This is a genomic window from Pseudomonas sp. FME51 (assembly GCF_014897305.1).
In genome coordinates, this window is record NZ_JABUYN010000003.1 from 367,680 (window position 1) to 383,569 (window position 15,890).

The following is a 15,890-nucleotide window of genomic DNA, read 5'->3' on the forward strand; positions in this document are numbered from 1 at the left end:
TGATCAGCCATGGGAACTTCCCTCTCGCTTGACGACAAGTATACGCAGATAAGCGGATATCAATTGATGACCGGAGTCCAGGCGCTGGTCCGGTTGCCGCTTATGCAACGCCAGCGTGATCTGGCTGCGGGGCTGAATACCGCTGGCTTTATCTCCGGCTATCGGGGCTCGCCCCTAGGTGGCTTCGATCAGCATCTATGGCGTGCTCGGGAATACCTGAAGGAGAGCCACACCCATTTCCAGCCAGGCGTTAACGAAGAACTGGCCGCCACCTCCATCTGGGGTACCCAGCAGGTCAACATCTTTGAAGGCGCCACCTATGATGGCGTATTCGGCATGTGGTACGGCAAAGGTCCAGGTGTTGACCGCTCCGGAGACGTTTTCCGCCATGCTAATGCTGCCGGCACCTCGAAGTTTGGTGGTGTGCTGGCCGTAGCCGGTGATGACCATGGCGCCCGCTCCTCTTCGCTGCCACATCAGACAGAACATATCTTCAAAGCCGTGATGATGCCGGTGCTGGCACCTTCCGGTGTACAGGAATACCTCGATTACGGCATTCACGGCTGGGCCATGTCTCGCTATTCCGGATGCTGGGTGGCGCTGAAAGCCGTCGCCGATACCGTTGAGAGCGCAGCGATTGTCGATATCGATCCGTTTCGCGTTGAGTCGATCATTCCCGACTTCCAGATTCCCGAAGGCGGTCTGAACATCCGCTGGCCCGATCCGCCGCTCGCCCAGGAACAGCGCCTGCTCGAACACAAGCTGTACGCCGCCCTGGCGTATGCCCGCGCCAACCGTATCGACCGCGTGGTCATGGGCTCGCCCAACGCCCGAATCGGTATCATCACCGCAGGCAAATCTTACCTGGACGTCTGTCAGGCGCTGGAGATGCTCGGCATCGGTGCAGAGCAGGTCCAGCAGATGGGTCTGCGGGTTTACAAAGTGGGCATGGTCTGGCCGCTTGAAGCCGAAGGCGTACGCCATTTCGCCGAGGGTCTGGAAGAAATCATAGTGGTGGAAGAAAAACGCCACATGATCGAATACCAGATGAAGGAAGAGTTATATAACTGGCGCGAGGACGTGCGGCCACGCATCGTCGGCAAGTTCGACGACAAGGGCGAGTGGAGCATGCCCCACACTGACTGGCTGCTTCCGGCCATCAGTGAACTGACGCCGGCGCACATCGCTCGCGCCCTGGCCAAGCGGATTCTGCGCCTGCGCCCGGACGACAGATTGCAGAACCGTTTGGAGCAACTCGAAGCACAGCTCACCACCAAAAACGTAATGGGCGCGCTGATGGATCGGGTACCTCACTACTGTTCGGGCTGCCCACACAACATCTCCACCAAGGTGCCGGAAGGCAGCCGGGCGCTGGCGGGTATTGGCTGTCATTACATGGCCGCGTGGATCTATCCGCAAACCCAGACCTTCAGCCAGATGGGCGGTGAAGGCGTAGCCTGGATCGGCCAGGCGCCGTTTACCACCACCAAGCACGTATTCGCCAACCTGGGCGACGGTACCTACTTCCATTCCGGCATCCTGGCAATCCGCGCAGCGGTCGCTGCCAAGGCGCAGATCACCTACAAGATTCTGTACAACGATGCCGTAGCCATGACCGGCGGGCAACCGGTTGACGGCACCCTGACTGTGCCGCAGATCACCCAACAACTGGCTGCTGAGGGGGTCAAGCGTATTGCTGTGGTGACCGACGAGCCGGAAAAATACGAATCAGTGAAGAACCTGGCCGACGGCGTGCCAGTCCTGCACCGCGAAGAAATGGAAAAGCTGCAGAAGGAGCTGCGCGAGTTCGACGGCGTGTCCGCTATCGTTTACGACCAGACCTGCGCTGCCGAAAAACGCCGCCGCCGCAAGCGCGGCAAGTTCCCTGATCCGGCGCGCCGGGTAGTCATCAACCAGGCGGTTTGCGAAGGTTGCGGCGATTGCAGCAGCAAGTCCAACTGCATGTCGGTGGTGACCGTCGATACCGAATTCGGCCAGAAGCGCAGCATCGACCAGTCATCGTGCAACAAGGACTTCTCCTGCCTGTCCGGCTTTTGCCCGAGCTTCGTGACCGTGGAAGGCGGCGCATTGCGCAAGGCCAAGGCGCTGGGCAACACCGGTGCCGATGAATGGCATCTGCCAACGCCGGCCATGGCCTCACTGGATCAGCCCTACAGCATTCTGGTCACTGGCGTGGGCGGCACCGGCGTGGTGACCATCGGCGCCTTGCTCGGCATGGCTGCCTACATCGAAGGCAAAGGCGTGCTGAACCTAGATATGGCCGGCATGGCGCAGAAAGGCGGCGCCGTGTGGTCGCATATCCGCATCGCTGCCGAGCAATCGCAGCTGCATGCACCGCGCATTGCTGCAGGCGAAACCAGCCTGCTGCTGGGTTGCGATCTGGTGGTCAGCGCCAACAACGAGACCCTGGAAAAACTCCGCCACGGCTTGACCCATGCCGTGGTGAATTCGGACGAGAGCATCACCAGCGAGTTCGTGCGCACCTTTGCCCTGCAGGCCGAGAGCGGCGACCTCGAAGCGCACCCCGATCCCAAGTTCCGCACCCAGGCCATGTCGGCGCAGATTGCCGAAGCGGTTGGTGAAGGCCAGTCCAGTTTCCTGGATGCCAGTCGTATCGCCACAGTACTGATGGGCGACTCGATTGCCACCAACACCTTCATGCTCGGCTTCGCCTATCAGAAGGGCTGGTTGCCTGTCGCGCAAGAATCACTGGTCCAGGCCATCGAGCTGAACGGCACCGCTATCGAGTTCAACCTCAAGGCATTCGACTGGGGCCGCCGCGCCGCAGCGGATTTGCCACGCCTGCGCAGCCTGATCGACAGCAACAGCAGCAAAGCCGCAGCGCAACCGCTGTCGCAGAACCTGGATGAGGTCATTCAGCGCCGTATCGCCACTCTTACCGAGTATCAGAACGCCAAACTGGGTGACAAATACCTGGCGCGCGTGCAGCAGTTCCGCGAGGCTGAAACGCGAATCGCTGGCGAGCCGGGCAAGCTGACCGAGACCGTCGCACGTAATTACTTCAAGGTGCTGGCTACCAAGGACGAATACGAAGTGGCGCGGCTGTATACCAACGGCGATTTCATGAAAAAGATCGAAGCGCAGTTCGAGGGCAACTACAAGCTCAACTTCCACCTGGCTCCGCCCATCATGAACAACGCCAAGCCAGGCGAAGAACCAAAAAAACGCAGCTTCGGCCCGTGGATGATGCGCAGCTTCAAGTTGCTGGCACGTCTGAAGTTCCTGCGTAATTCGGTCATCGATCCCTTTGGCTATACCGCCGAGCGCAAGGTAGAACGCGAATGGCTGGCGACTTACGAAGGCATTCTTGACGAGGTGCTCGACAAGCTGACCGCAGAGAAACTGCAAACCGCCGTAGAGCTTACCAACCTGCCAGACATCGTTCGCGGCTACGGTCCGGTCAAGGAGCGTTTCCTGGATCAGGCCCGCATTCAGCACGCCCGGCTGCTATCGGCATGGCGCAATGAGCGCAAAGCGGAATTTCACGACGCCACCGCCAAGGATGCGCGCATCCAGGCCACGCAGCTATAAACATAAGAACAGGAGATTACATAGTATGAGCGCTATACCCGGACTGGACTTCTTCCTTGGTGAAGACATCGACATGCTGCGTGATTCGGTTGCCGGCTTTGCTGCCAAGGAAATCGCCCCGCGTGCCGCCGAAGCCGACCGCACCGACGAGTTTCCGATGGATCTGTGGCGCAAATTTGGCGACATGGGCCTGCTTGGTCTTACCGTGGCCGAAGAATACGGCGGCTCGGGTATGGGCTATCTGGCGCATATGATCGCCATGGAAGAAATTTCCCGCGCAGCGGGCGGTATCGGCTTGTCCTACGGAGCGCATTCGAACTTGTGCGTGAACCAGATTCACCGCAACGGCAGCGAAGCGCAGAAGCAGAAGTTCCTGCCCAAGCTGATCTCCGGCGAGCACATCGGCGCCCTGGCCATGAGTGAGCCGAATGCCGGCTCTGATGTGGTCTCCATGAAACTGCGCGCCGACAAGAAAGGCGACCGTTACGTGTTGAACGGCACCAAGATGTGGATCACCAACGGACCTGATTGCCACGTGTTGGTGGTCTACGCCAAGACCGATCTCACCGCCGGTGCCAAAGGCATGACTGCCTTTATCCTAGATACCAATACCCCTGGTTTCTCCGTTGCGCAGAAGCTCGACAAGCTCGGCATGCGCGGCTCGCACACCGGCGAGCTGGTATTCAACAACGTTGAGATCCCGGAAGAAAACATTCTCGGCGGCCTGGGTGAAGGCACCAAGGTGCTGATGAGCGGCCTGGACTATGAACGCGCGGTGCTGAGCGGTGGCCCGATGGGCCTGATGCAGGCGTCCATGGACATCGTCACGCCCTATATTCATGACCGCAAGCAGTTCGGTCAGAGCATCGGCGAGTTCCAGCTCATTCAGGGCAAGGTCGCTGACATGTACAGCACCCTCCAGGCGTGCCGCGCCTATCTCTACAGCGTCGGCAAATACCTCGACGCCATGGGCAGCGGGCATGTCCGCCAGGTGCGCAAGGATTGTGCGGGCGTGATCCTGTATACCGCCGAAAAAGCCACGTGGATGGCCGGTGAAGCAATCCAGATCCTCGGCGGCAATGGCTATATTAATGACTACCCCACCGGCCGCATCTGGCGTGACGCAAAACTGTACGAGATTGGCGCAGGCACCAGCGAAATTCGGCGCATGCTGATCGGGCGAGAACTGTTCAACGAGACCCGGTGAAGCCCCTCATAAAAAGCGCCCTTATAAAAAGAGATAACCCATGAGCATTCTCAACAGTCAAATCAACCGCAACGCGCCAGAATATGCGGTTAACTGCTCGGCCATGCAGACACTGGTGACGGACCTGCGCGAGTTGCTGGCGCGCGTTGCCGAAGGCGGCGGCGCCAAGGCCCAGGAGCGCCACCTCTCGCGCGGCAAACTGTTGCCCCGCCAGCGCATCGATGCCCTGCTCGACCCAGGTTCGCCGTTTCTGGAAATCGGCCAACTGACCGCCCATGAGGTCTACGGCGAAGACGTGCCCGCCGCCGGTCTGATCGCCGGTCTAGGGCGTGTGGAAGGTGTCGAATGCATGATCGTGGCCAACGACGCAACGGTCAAAGGCGGCTCCTATTATCCGCTGACAGTTAAGAAGCACCTGCGCGCGCAGACCATTGCCCTGCAGAACCGCCTGCCGTGCATCTATCTGGTGGATTCCGGCGGCGCCAACCTGCCACGCCAGGATGAGGTCTTTCCCGACCGCGAGCACTTCGGCCGCATCTTCTTCAACCAGGCCAACATGAGCGCCCAGGGCATTCCGCAGATTGCCGTGGTCATGGGCTCCTGTACCGCTGGCGGCGCGTATGTGCCAGCGATGGCAGACGAAGCCATCATGGTGCGCAACCAGGCAACCATTTTTCTTGCCGGCCCACCGCTGGTCAAGGCCGCCACCGGTGAAGTGGTCAGCGCCGAGGATCTGGGCGGCGCCGATGTGCACTGCAAGACCTCAGGCGTGGCCGATCACTATGCCGAGAACGACGAACACGCCCTGGCCCTGGCCCGGCGCTGCATCGCCAATCTGAACTGGCGCAAGCAGGGTGAGCTGAACTGCCGCGCACCAATCAACCCGCGCTACGCCAGCGACGAGCTATACGGCATCATCCCGGCCGATGCCAAGCAACCCTTTGATGTGCGCGAAGTGATTGCCCGCCTAGTCGACGACAGCCAGTTCGATGAATTCAAGGCGCTGTATGGCACCACGCTGGTATGCGGCTTTGCCCATCTGCATGGGCATCCGGTAGCGATCCTGGCGAACAACGGCATCCTCTTCGCCGAGTCCGCGCAGAAAGGCGCCCACTTTATCGAACTGGCCTGCCAGCGCGGCATTCCGCTGCTGTTCCTGCAAAACATCACCGGCTTTATGGTCGGTCAGAAATACGAGGCCGGTGGTATCGCCAAGCACGGCGCCAAACTGGTTACCGCTGTGGCCTGCGCCCAGGTGCCAAAATTCACCGTGATCATCGGTGGCAGCTTCGGTGCCGGCAACTACGGCATGTGTGGCCGCGCCTACGATCCCCGTTTCCTGTGGATGTGGCCCAATGCGCGCATTTCGGTGATGGGCGGCGAACAGGCAGCAGGCGTGCTGGTGCAGGTCAAGCATGAGCAGGCTGAACGCGCCGGCGAGACCTTCAGCGCCGAGCAGGAACAGACGCTGCGCAAACCGATTCTTGAGCAGTACGAGCGGCAGGGTCATCCCTACTATTCCAGCGCGCGGTTATGGGACGACGGGGTAATTGACCCGGCGCAGACCCGCGACGTGCTCGGTCTGGCGATATCGGCCGCGCTAAATGCGCCTATTGCACCGACCCGCTTTGGGGTGTTCAGGATGTGATTGCTTTCAGCTGCCGCTTCACCCAGGCGGCTGATTGCCACAACACGGATTGAGAAAGCCATGACCAGCTTCAAGACAATCGAACTCGAATACAGCGACAACGGCGTAGCAACCCTGTGGCTGAACCGGCCCGAACGCAACAACGCGTTCAATGCCGAGATGATCCGTGAGCTGCTGGCAGCCATGGATGAGGTTCAGGCCGCCAAAGGGCTGCGGTTTCTCCTGCTGCGCGGGCGCGGCAAGCACTTTTCTGCCGGAGCCGATCTGGCCTGGATGCAGGAGTGCGCCAAGCTCGATTATCAGGCCAACCTGAGTGATGCCCGAGAACTTGGGCAACTGATGGCCAGTCTGGCGCAGCTCAGCCTGCCGACTCTGGCCGTGGTACACGGGGCAGCCTTTGGTGGTGCGCTGGGTTTGATCAGTTGCTGCGATATCGCTATTGGCACCAACGACAGCCTGTATAGCCTGTCCGAGGTGCGTATCGGCTTGCTTCCCGCAGTCATCAGCCCCTATGTAGTGCAAGCCATCGGGCAACGGGCGGCGCGCCGCTACGCCCTGACCGCCGAGCGTTTCAGCGGTGAACGGGCGCGGGAACTGGGATTGCTCGTCGAATGCTATCCGGCCGAGAAGCTGGACGTGGCGCTACAGGAGTGGGTCGATAACCTGCTGCTGAACAGCCCCCAGGCCATGAATGCGACCAAGGCGCTTATGCAGACCGTCAAGCACGGTGAACTGACCGGGGAAGTACGCAGTTATACCGAAGCGGCCATTGCCGGCATCCGGGTCAGCGCGGAAGGTCAGGAAGGCCTGAGCGCCTTTCTGGAAAAGCGCAAACCGGCATGGCAGCCAGACTGAGAGCTACCCGGTAAAGATAGTGAAAACCGAACAACATAAAACTTCGCCATGATGTGGGACGAACAAAAATGATCAATACCCTGCTTATCGCCAACCGCGGCGAAATTGCCTGCCGGGTCATGCGCACCGCCAGCGAGATGGGCATTACCACTGTCGCCGTACACAGTGACGTTGACCGTCAGGCACAGCACGTCCTGCAAGCCGATATAGCCATCGGCCTTGGTGGCGCGAAACCAGCGGACAGCTATCTGCTGGTCGACAAGATTCTCGCCGCCGCCCACGCCAGCGGTGCCCAGGCGATTCATCCCGGCTACGGTTTTCTGTCCGAGAATGCCGGTTTTGCCCGTGCCTGCGAAGAGCAGGGCCTGATCTTCGTCGGGCCACCCGCCTCGGCCATCGATGCCATGGGCAGCAAATCAGCGGCCAAGGCGTTGATGGAAAAGGCCGGCGTGCCGCTGGTGCCCGGCTACCATGGCGACGAACAGGACCTGCAGACCTTCGTAACGGCTGCCGAGCGCATCGGCTACCCGGTGTTGCTCAAGGCAACCGCCGGTGGCGGCGGCAAAGGCATGAAGGTGGTCGAGCGCGAAGCGGATATGGCTGAAGCACTGGCGTCGGCGCAACGGGAGGCCCAGTCCTCCTTTGGCGATGCGCGCATGCTGGTGGAAAAATACGTGTTGCAGCCCCGACACGTGGAAATTCAGGTGTTTGCCGACCAGCACGGCAATGGTGTGTACCTGAACGAACGCGATTGTTCGATCCAGCGCCGTCACCAGAAGGTGGTTGAGGAAGCCCCTGCACCAGGGCTTTCGCCCGAGCTGCGCAAGGCCATGGGCGATGCCGCGGTGACGGCCGCCCAGGCTATCGGCTACGTCGGTGCCGGCACGGTGGAGTTTCTGCTGGACGCGCGCGGCGAATTCTTTTTTATGGAAATGAACACCCGCCTGCAGGTCGAGCATCCGGTCACCGAAGCCATCACCGGGCAGGATCTGGTTGCGTGGCAGCTGCGTGTGGCCCAGGGCGAAAAGCTCCCGCTGACCCAGGAGCAGGTCCCGCTGATGGGGCACGCCATTGAAGTGCGCCTGTACGCTGAAGATACCGACAACGACTTTCTCCCGGCCAGTGGCACTTTGCAGCTGTATCGCGAGCCGCCCGCCGGCGAGGGCCGCCGCGTGGACAGCGGCGTTACCGAAGGCGACGTGGTCTCGCCTTTCTATGATCCAATGATCGCCAAACTGATTGCCTGGGGCGAGACGCGGGAAGAAGCACGCCTGTCCCTGCTGGCCATGCTGCGCGAGACCGTGGTGGCTGGCGTGCAGACCAACCTGAAATTCCTGACCCGTATTCTGGCCCACCCCGCCTTCGCTCGGGCCGAACTGGACACCGGGTTTATCCCGCGTCATGCAGAACAATTGCTGCCCGCGCCTGAAGCACTCGACGACCGGTTCTGGCGCACCGCAGCGAAGGCCTGGTTGCTGGCAATGCCGGGCGCTTCGTCCGTAGCACCTGGATCTGGCGCAGCAGAATTCAGCCCCTGGACTGACCTGACCAGCTGGCGCGCCGGACTGCCCCCACAGAGTCGTCTGCACCTTCGCTGCGGCGAGCTGGACCAGCCCTTTGCCGCCGTAGACGTAACCGGCTGCTCGTATTGCCCGACTACCCAGACGCTGTTGGTCACCGAGGCGCAGCAGACCCGCCGCCACCGCCTGCTGATCAGCAATGGCGCTCTGTATCTGCAGTGGCATAACAGTTGGCAGCGGATCGACCGATTTGACCCGATTGCGGAAGTGGACCATTCCCACCAGCACGCCGGTGGTTTGCAGGCGCCGATGAATGGTAGCGTCGTACGCGTCATGGTCGAGCCAGGCCAACAGGTCGAGGCTGGCGCCGTGCTGTTGGTGCTCGAAGCGATGAAGATGGAACACAGCATTCGCGCAGCCGAAGCCGGCACAGTGAAGGCAATCTTCTGCGCCGAAGGCGAGCTGATCGCCGAGGGCACTCTGCTGGTGGAAATGGAAGAAACGCAATGAGCCTGCCCGCCTCGGTCAAACTGGTCGAAGTAGGCGCGCGTGACGGCCTCCAGAACGAAGCGCAGCCGGTGAGTAACGGTGACAAGATCCGCCTGATCGACGACTTGAGCGACGCCGGGGTGGGCTACATCGAGGTGGGCAGTTTCGTCTCGCCGAAGTGGGTCCCGCAGATGGCCGGCTCACAGGACGTATTTGCCGGAATTCAGCGGCGCTCGGGCACAATTTACGCGGCGCTCACGCCGAACCTGAAAGGTTTTGAATTGGCTCTACAAGCCGGCGCTGAAGAAGTGGCGGTGTTTGCCGCGGCCTCCGAGGGGTTTTCACAGCGCAATATCAACTGCTCGATCAGCGAAAGCATACAGCGTTTCGAACCTGTCATCAGCGCGGCAGCCGAAGCCGGCGTGCGGGTACGCGGCTATGTATCCTGCGTGCTGGGCTGCCCCTATGACGGCGAGATCGCCGCCAGCCAGGTGGCCGACGTAGCCCGCGAACTGCACGCCATGGGCTGCTACGAAATCTCCTTGGGCGACACCATTGGCACCGGAACGCCCGGCGCCACGCGCAACCTGTTTGAAACCGTTGCGCAGCATATTCCCCGTGATCAACTGGCCGGCCATTTTCACGATACCTACGGGCAGGCGCTGGCCAATATTTACGCGGGACTGTTGGAAGGCATCCAGGTATTCGACAGCTCGGTTGCCGGGCTTGGCGGGTGCCCCTACGCCAAGGGCGCCACCGGCAATGTCGCCACCGAAGACGTTCTCTACATGCTCAATGGCCTGGGTATCCACACTGGAATAGACCTGGACGCGCTGATTCAGGCCGGGAACCGAATTAGCAGGTTGCTGAACCGGCCGTCCGGCTCGCGTGTTGCCAAAGCCAAAAGCAGTCAGCTCGATCAATGACGAAACACTTTAACGGGAAGAGGAGCATCTATAACAATGAACAAAATCTATCCTAACGCTCGGGAGGCTCTTGCCGGGCTTGTCGACGACGGCATGACGCTGGCGGTCGGCGGGTTCGGGTTGTGCGGTATTCCCGAAGCGTTGATCGAAGCCCTGCGCGATACGCAGAAGAAGGATCTTACCGTTATCAGCAATAACGCTGGTGTTGACGGTTTCGGGCTTGGGCTGCTGCTTGAATCCCGCCAGATTCGCAAGATGGTCTCGTCCTATGTGGGCGAGAACAAAGAGTTCGAGCGCCAGTACCTTTCAGGCGAGTTGGAACTTGAATTTACTCCCCAAGGCACACTTGCAGAAAAGCTTCGGGCTGGCGGTGCTGGTATTCCGGCTTTTTATACCAAAACCGGCTACGGCACGCTGATCGCCGAGGGCAAGGAATCCCGCCAGTTCAACGGCGAATGGTATGTGATGGAAACTTCCCTGACAGCCGACGTAGCGCTAATCAAAGCCTGGAAGGCTGATAAATCCGGCAATCTGATTTTCAACAAGACCGCGCGCAATTTTAATCCCCTCGCCGCGACGGCTGGCAAGATATGCGTCGTCGAGGTCGAAGAAATCGTCGAAACCGGCTCACTCGATCCCGATCAGGTTCACCTGCCGGGAATCTATGTGCAGCGGATTGTGCTCAATGCCAATCCGGAAAAACGTATCGAAAAACGTACCACACGGAGCGCTTGATCATGGCCTGGACACGCGAACAAATGGCGCAACGAGCTGCTCAGGAACTGGCTGACGGCTTCTACGTAAACCTTGGCATCGGGCTGCCTACGCTGGTGGCCAACTACATCCCCGAAGGCATGGATGTATGGCTGCAGAGTGAGAATGGCCTGCTCGGCATTGGCCCCTTCCCGGAGGAAGACAAGGTCGACCCTGACCTTATCAACGCTGGCAAGCAGACTGTTACCAGTCTGCCCGGGAGCAGTTTCTTCGACAATGCCGACTCCTTCGCCATGATCCGTGGCGGACATATCAACCTGGCGATCCTGGGTGCGATGCAGGTGTCGGAGAAAGGCGATCTGGCTAACTGGATGATCCCCGGCAAGATGGTCAAGGGCATGGGCGGCGCGATGGATCTGGTCGCCGGCGTCAAGCGCGTCGTGGTGCTGATGGAGCACAACGCCAAGGACGGCAGCCCGAAGATTCTTAAGCAGTGCGAACTGCCGCTCACTGGCCTGGGTGTGGTCACCCGGATCATCACCGACCTCGCCGTGCTGGACATTACCGACGCCGGCCTGGAGCTACTCGAATTGGCGCCCGGTATCACCGTCCAGGCATTGCAGGAAGCCACCGGCTGCCCGGTGTTGACCGAGCAATACCAAAGCAAACACTAGCCGACCCTAGGGGATAGGTTTCACTGATTTCCGGAGCAGCTGAACAAGCTGCCCTGGGAGTGCTGCCCGTTGAAGGTTTTACGTGGCTCACCATCGCGGTAGCCACGTTTTTTTTGGAGAAAAGATCATGCAAGACGTCGTCATTGTCGCAGCAACGCGTACCGCCATCGGCAGTTTTCAAGGCGCGCTGGCTAACGTGCCTGCCGTTGAACTGGGCGCCACCGTCATCCGCTCGTTAATAAGCAGCACCGGCTTGGACGCCAGCCAGGTGGATGAAGTCATTCTCGGCCAGGTGCTGTCTGCCGGCTGCGGCCAGAACCCGGCCCGTCAATCGGCGATCAATGCCGGTCTGCCGTTCAGTACTCCGGCGCTGACGCTGAACAAGCTGTGCGGCTCCGGCCTCAAGGCCGTGCACATGGCGATCCAGGCGATCCGCTGTGGCGACGCCGAGATCATCATTGCCGGCGGTATGGAAAGCATGAGCCTGGCGCCCTACGTGCTGCCCAAGGCGCGCACCGGCCTGCGCATGGGCCATGCCCAGCTCGAAGACAGCCTGCTGAAAGACGGCTTGACCGACGCCTTCAACGATTACCACATGGGCATCACCGCCGAGAACCTGGCAAGCCAGTATCAGGTCAGCCGTGAGGATCAGGACGCCTACGCCCTGCTCTCTCAGCAGCGCGCCAATGCGGCAATCAGTGCCGGACGCTTTCAGGATGAAATCACCCCGGTGATGATTCCCCAGCGCAAGGGCAATCCCGTTGCCTTCGATACCGACGAGCAACCCAGAGCCGACACCTCTGAAGACAGCTTGGCGGGTCTGCGTCCGGCATTTAAAAAAGACGGCAGCGTCACCGCCGGCAACGCCTCGACCCTGAATGACGGCGCAGCGGCAGTCATGCTCATGACGGCGGACAAGGCGAAGACGCTGAATCTGCCGGTGCTGGCTCGTATCAAGGGCTATGCCAGCGCAGCGGTCGATCCGGCGATCATGGGTATCGGACCGGTGCCCGCCAGCAAGAAATGCCTCAGTAAAGCCGGCTGGTCTATCGCGGAACTGGACCTGATCGAAGCCAACGAGGCCTTCGCCGCCCAGTGCCTGTCGGTCGGCAAGGAACTGGAATGGGACGTGTCGAAGGTCAACGTCAACGGTGGCGCTATCGCCCTGGGGCATCCCATTGGTGCATCCGGCTGCCGTGTGTTGGTAACCCTGCTCTATGAAATGGCGCGGCGTGATGCCAAGAAAGGATTGGCGACGCTGTGTATCGGTGGTGGACAAGGCGTTGCGCTGGCTATAGAGCGTGATTGATAAACGCTGGATTCAGTGAGAGCCGGGGGGGAACAGCGGAAAAGTTCCCTACAGCGCTGGTGCGGAGCTGCGTCGAGACGTCGCCACATTACTCGGCTTGGATTGCTGAACCTCACAGCGTGCCTCAGAAGTCTTTTTTAAACGATTGAGCGCGATTCAGGGCGCTCCAACCAAGAGAACTATCCTATGTTTTCACATATCACTGTAGGCACCAACGATCTGCCCAACGCCCGCGTCTTCTATGATTCAGTGCTTGGTGCGCTGGGTTATGAAAACCTTGGTAATAAGGAAACAGCATCGCTCTGGGGCGGCGCGGGCCCGCGCTTCGTCGTGCTAAAGCCCGCCGACGGTAACATAGCCAGTGTAAGCAATGGCCTGACAGTAGGCTTTGCAGCAGCGAACCGAGCCGCAGTCGATGAGTTCCACCAGCGTGCGCTGCAAGCGGGAGGTACGGATGCTGGCGCACCCGGATTCAGAGATGTGGGGCCGAATGTGTACGCAGCCTATGTGCGCGACCTTGATGGCCACAAGATAGTAGCCAGCTGCATCAGCGAGCACTGACTGGCACAGCACTGGAAGCAAGGCCGCCGGGTAAGCTACTTCAGCGGCCGATCATACTCCATGGAGTCCCTCGGCTCGCCCAGATCCACCAACCTTCGTGAACACTTCCTACCAGGCTCACTGAAATCGAATGGGAATAATGCAACGCATGAAGCTTTCAGGCTTCAGTTAATTCGAGCTTCGCTCCCCTCTCTCCAGGCAACAGTTTGATCGGTATAAATTTTGATGCCGGGTGAAACTGTCCACGCCGAAACTGTCCAGCGGAACCAGCGGATTTATCTCAGGATAGTAAGCCGCCGCCAGGGGCGCTTGACGGAACCTGTGCGCTACGACGCAGCGACCGACCGGTATCTTCCGATCAGTTGGGATGCTGCCTTTGCGCTGGCACTTTGCTCACGCAACTGGGTGACGCTGTGCCGAGCGAAAAACTTGGCGTCCACCCGTCGGCTGGTCGCTTCCCAATTGACCGCCTTGGCACCATTTTCACAGAATTTGACCGCACCGGATTCCGGTGAATCACCCCAGGCGCAACCGGGGCAATCAAAGCCTCCCTGTTGATTGGTTCTGAGCAACGCCTTGATGTTCTTGATGGGCTGTTCGCTGTTCAGCCACGCATGGGTAACGCTCAGCAATGCACCCCAGCCAGCTGCAGGACCCTTGTAGATTTTGAACTGCGTTTTGCGGTTATGTAACCAACTCATCCGATTCACCAAGTGCGGGCGCATGGATCAGAGTATCGCGAAGAGACTTTTAGAGTCCTTCATTCGCCACCCTGCGTTCTTTTGACAGAATATAAATCTTACTGCAGAATCATATCCCACTACAGCGCACAAACATGCCAAACATAGCCGGAGCTTCTACCTCGCGCATTTGTCGACAAAAGGAGAATAACAATGAAAGCAGCTGTCATTACCGAACGCGGCGCCCTTCCCGTCATGCAGGATTTCAAGGAACCGGAAGCCCAGGACGGCGCGATACTGATCGATGTTGATACTGCTGGCCTCGGCGGCTGGGACGTGCTCGGCGCGTATCGATTGGGCGTAGCCTATCCCTGCGTCATCCGGGGCGAAGGCGTCGGGCGCACGGCGGAAGGCAAGCGAGTTTACTTCGGCGAACGTTCTGTATTGCCTTTTGGCGCTTGGGCCGAACGCACACTGGTCCCTGCCGAGGAAGTCTGGGATGTGCCGGACCATATCGATGACCGCACCGCCATTACCATGGGTATCGCCGCAACCGGCGCGCTGATTCCACTGGAAACCGCAAAGATTCAGCCCGGTGAGACCGTATTGATCCTCGGCGGTACCGGCACGCTCGGGCAAATCGCCCTGCAGCTTGCCCGTTATCTGGGAGCGGGCAAGGTCGTTGCCGCAGGCCGAAGCGAAGCAGCTCTGGCACGCTTGAAAGAACGCGGAATTACCGACGCTACGGTATGCCTCAAAGGCGATGAAACTGATGTGGCGGCACTCAAAGCCGAAGCAGGAGAAGGTTACGACGTAGTGCTTGATCTGGTGTGTGGTCAGCCCATGCTAAATGCATTGAAGGCAACGCGGTGGGGAGCACGCATCGTTACCGTCGGCACCGGTGCGGGACGGCAACTCAACCTGGATATAGCTGATCTTTTATTCAGAACGCTTTCATGCATCGGTACCGGTCAGCGCCCTCCGGCGGATCGTCGCAAAATCTGGGAACGCTTACTGGATATCACCACCACGGAGAATATCACTGTGGACTATGCCGAGTTTGACTTCGACGAGACACCAAAAGCTTGGGAATCACAGGTAAATGGCCCACACGCAAAAATCTACGCAAGGGTTAGTGAATCTTGAGCATACACAGGTCGAACGCGACCAATTTATCCCAGTGAATCACACCGGGTTTTATGGAGGCCATTTCGTTTAAGTCAGGCCGCCAATGGTCTGACCGGATTGTTGCTGGTAGAAGTTTGCCTCGGCTTATGCCGGTGGTATATACCCAATCGAACTCAGCAACCGCTGGTGGTTGTACCAGTGAACCCATTTCTAAGTGGCGATTTCCACTGCTTCGCGACTAGGCCAGGACTGCCGATAAATCAGCTCCGCTTTGTATAACCCGTTGATGGTTTCAGCCAAAGCGTTGTCATAGCTATCGCCTTTGCTGCCTACAGAGGGCTCTATGCCGGCCTCAGCGAGACGCTCGGTGTATCGGATGAAGACGTATTGGCTACCCCTGTCGCTATGGTGTATCAGGTCGTCCATGCGGCTCGGCTGCCGAGAGTGCAGCGCCTGCTCCAGGGCATCCAGAACGAAGTCTGTTCGCATGCTGTTGCTCACCCGCCAGCCAACGATTCGCCGGGCAAAAACATCGATCACGAAGGCGACGTAGAGCCAGCCTTGCCACGTTGAAACATAAGTAAAGTCGGACACCCATAGCTGATT

Annotated in this window: 11 protein-coding genes and 3 pseudogenes; 12 read left to right on the top strand and 2 right to left on the bottom strand. The window is 59.6% G+C overall.

Annotation, left to right across the window (positions count from 1 at the left end; all coding sequences use genetic code 11):
• Positions 1–9 precede the first annotated feature (9 nt).
• The 11 genes and pseudogenes from INT39_RS08265 to INT39_RS22975 form a co-directional block, all read left to right on the top strand.
• Positions 10–3,573, top strand: a complete 3,564-nt coding sequence (locus INT39_RS08265; protein ID WP_193073436.1) for an indolepyruvate ferredoxin oxidoreductase family protein — start codon at positions 10–12, stop codon at positions 3,571–3,573.
• 25 nt (positions 3,574–3,598) lie between these two features.
• Entirely contained in the window at positions 3,599–4,780 is a 1,182-nt protein-coding gene (locus INT39_RS08270) for an isovaleryl-CoA dehydrogenase (RefSeq protein ID WP_090274914.1), read from the top strand.
• Between the two features lie 40 nt (positions 4,781–4,820).
• Positions 4,821–6,428 carry a carboxyl transferase domain-containing protein gene (locus INT39_RS08275; protein ID WP_090274917.1) on the top strand — a complete coding sequence of 536 codons (1,608 nt, stop codon included), beginning with the start codon at positions 4,821–4,823 and terminating at the stop codon, positions 6,426–6,428.
• 60 nt (positions 6,429–6,488) lie between these two features.
• The gene (locus INT39_RS08280) at positions 6,489–7,283 is read left to right on the top strand and encodes a gamma-carboxygeranoyl-CoA hydratase (protein WP_090274918.1); all 795 of its coding nucleotides are present in this window, start codon (positions 6,489–6,491) and stop codon (positions 7,281–7,283) included.
• Between the two features lie 68 nt (positions 7,284–7,351).
• Positions 7,352–9,313 carry an acetyl/propionyl/methylcrotonyl-CoA carboxylase subunit alpha gene (locus INT39_RS08285; RefSeq protein ID WP_193073437.1) on the top strand — a complete coding sequence of 654 codons (1,962 nt, stop codon included), beginning with the start codon at positions 7,352–7,354 and terminating at the stop codon, positions 9,311–9,313.
• Positions 9,310–10,218, top strand: a complete 909-nt coding sequence (locus INT39_RS08290) for a hydroxymethylglutaryl-CoA lyase (protein ID WP_193073438.1) — start codon at positions 9,310–9,312, stop codon at positions 10,216–10,218. The genes INT39_RS08285 and INT39_RS08290 overlap by 4 nt, the downstream gene beginning before the upstream one ends.
• Positions 10,219–10,254: 36 nt before the next feature.
• Positions 10,255–10,953 (top strand): CoA transferase subunit A, encoded by a 699-nt coding sequence (locus INT39_RS08295; RefSeq protein WP_193073439.1) that lies wholly within the window; start codon positions 10,255–10,257, stop codon positions 10,951–10,953.
• Positions 10,954–10,955: 2 nt separating this feature from the next.
• The gene (locus tag INT39_RS08300; RefSeq protein ID WP_193073440.1) at positions 10,956–11,606 is read left to right on the top strand and encodes a CoA transferase subunit B; all 651 of its coding nucleotides are present in this window, start codon (positions 10,956–10,958) and stop codon (positions 11,604–11,606) included.
• Positions 11,607–11,733: 127 nt separating this feature from the next.
• Complete coding sequence (locus tag INT39_RS08305) at positions 11,734–12,915, top strand: acetyl-CoA C-acetyltransferase (RefSeq protein WP_090540781.1); 1,182 nt, start codon at positions 11,734–11,736, stop codon at positions 12,913–12,915.
• Between the two features lie 186 nt (positions 12,916–13,101).
• Positions 13,102–13,476: a VOC family protein gene (locus INT39_RS08310; protein WP_090540779.1), complete on the top strand. Its 375-nt coding sequence runs from the start codon at positions 13,102–13,104 to the stop codon at positions 13,474–13,476.
• Between the two features lie 300 nt (positions 13,477–13,776).
• Positions 13,777–13,860, top strand: a pseudogene (locus INT39_RS22975) (hypothetical protein); the annotation flags it as partial.
• Positions 13,861–13,862: 2 nt separating this feature from the next.
• Here INT39_RS22975 and INT39_RS08315 read toward each other — a convergent pair.
• A pseudogene (locus tag INT39_RS08315) lies at positions 13,863–14,177 on the bottom strand (CbbBc protein); the annotation flags it as partial.
• 192 nt (positions 14,178–14,369) lie between these two features.
• Between INT39_RS08315 and INT39_RS08320 the strand changes: the two are divergent.
• Positions 14,370–15,302: a quinone oxidoreductase family protein gene (locus INT39_RS08320; RefSeq protein WP_193073441.1), complete on the top strand. Its 933-nt coding sequence runs from the start codon at positions 14,370–14,372 to the stop codon at positions 15,300–15,302.
• 126 nt (positions 15,303–15,428) lie between these two features.
• Here INT39_RS08320 and INT39_RS08325 read toward each other — a convergent pair.
• A pseudogene (locus INT39_RS08325) lies at positions 15,429–15,890 on the bottom strand (IS3 family transposase); the annotation flags it as partial.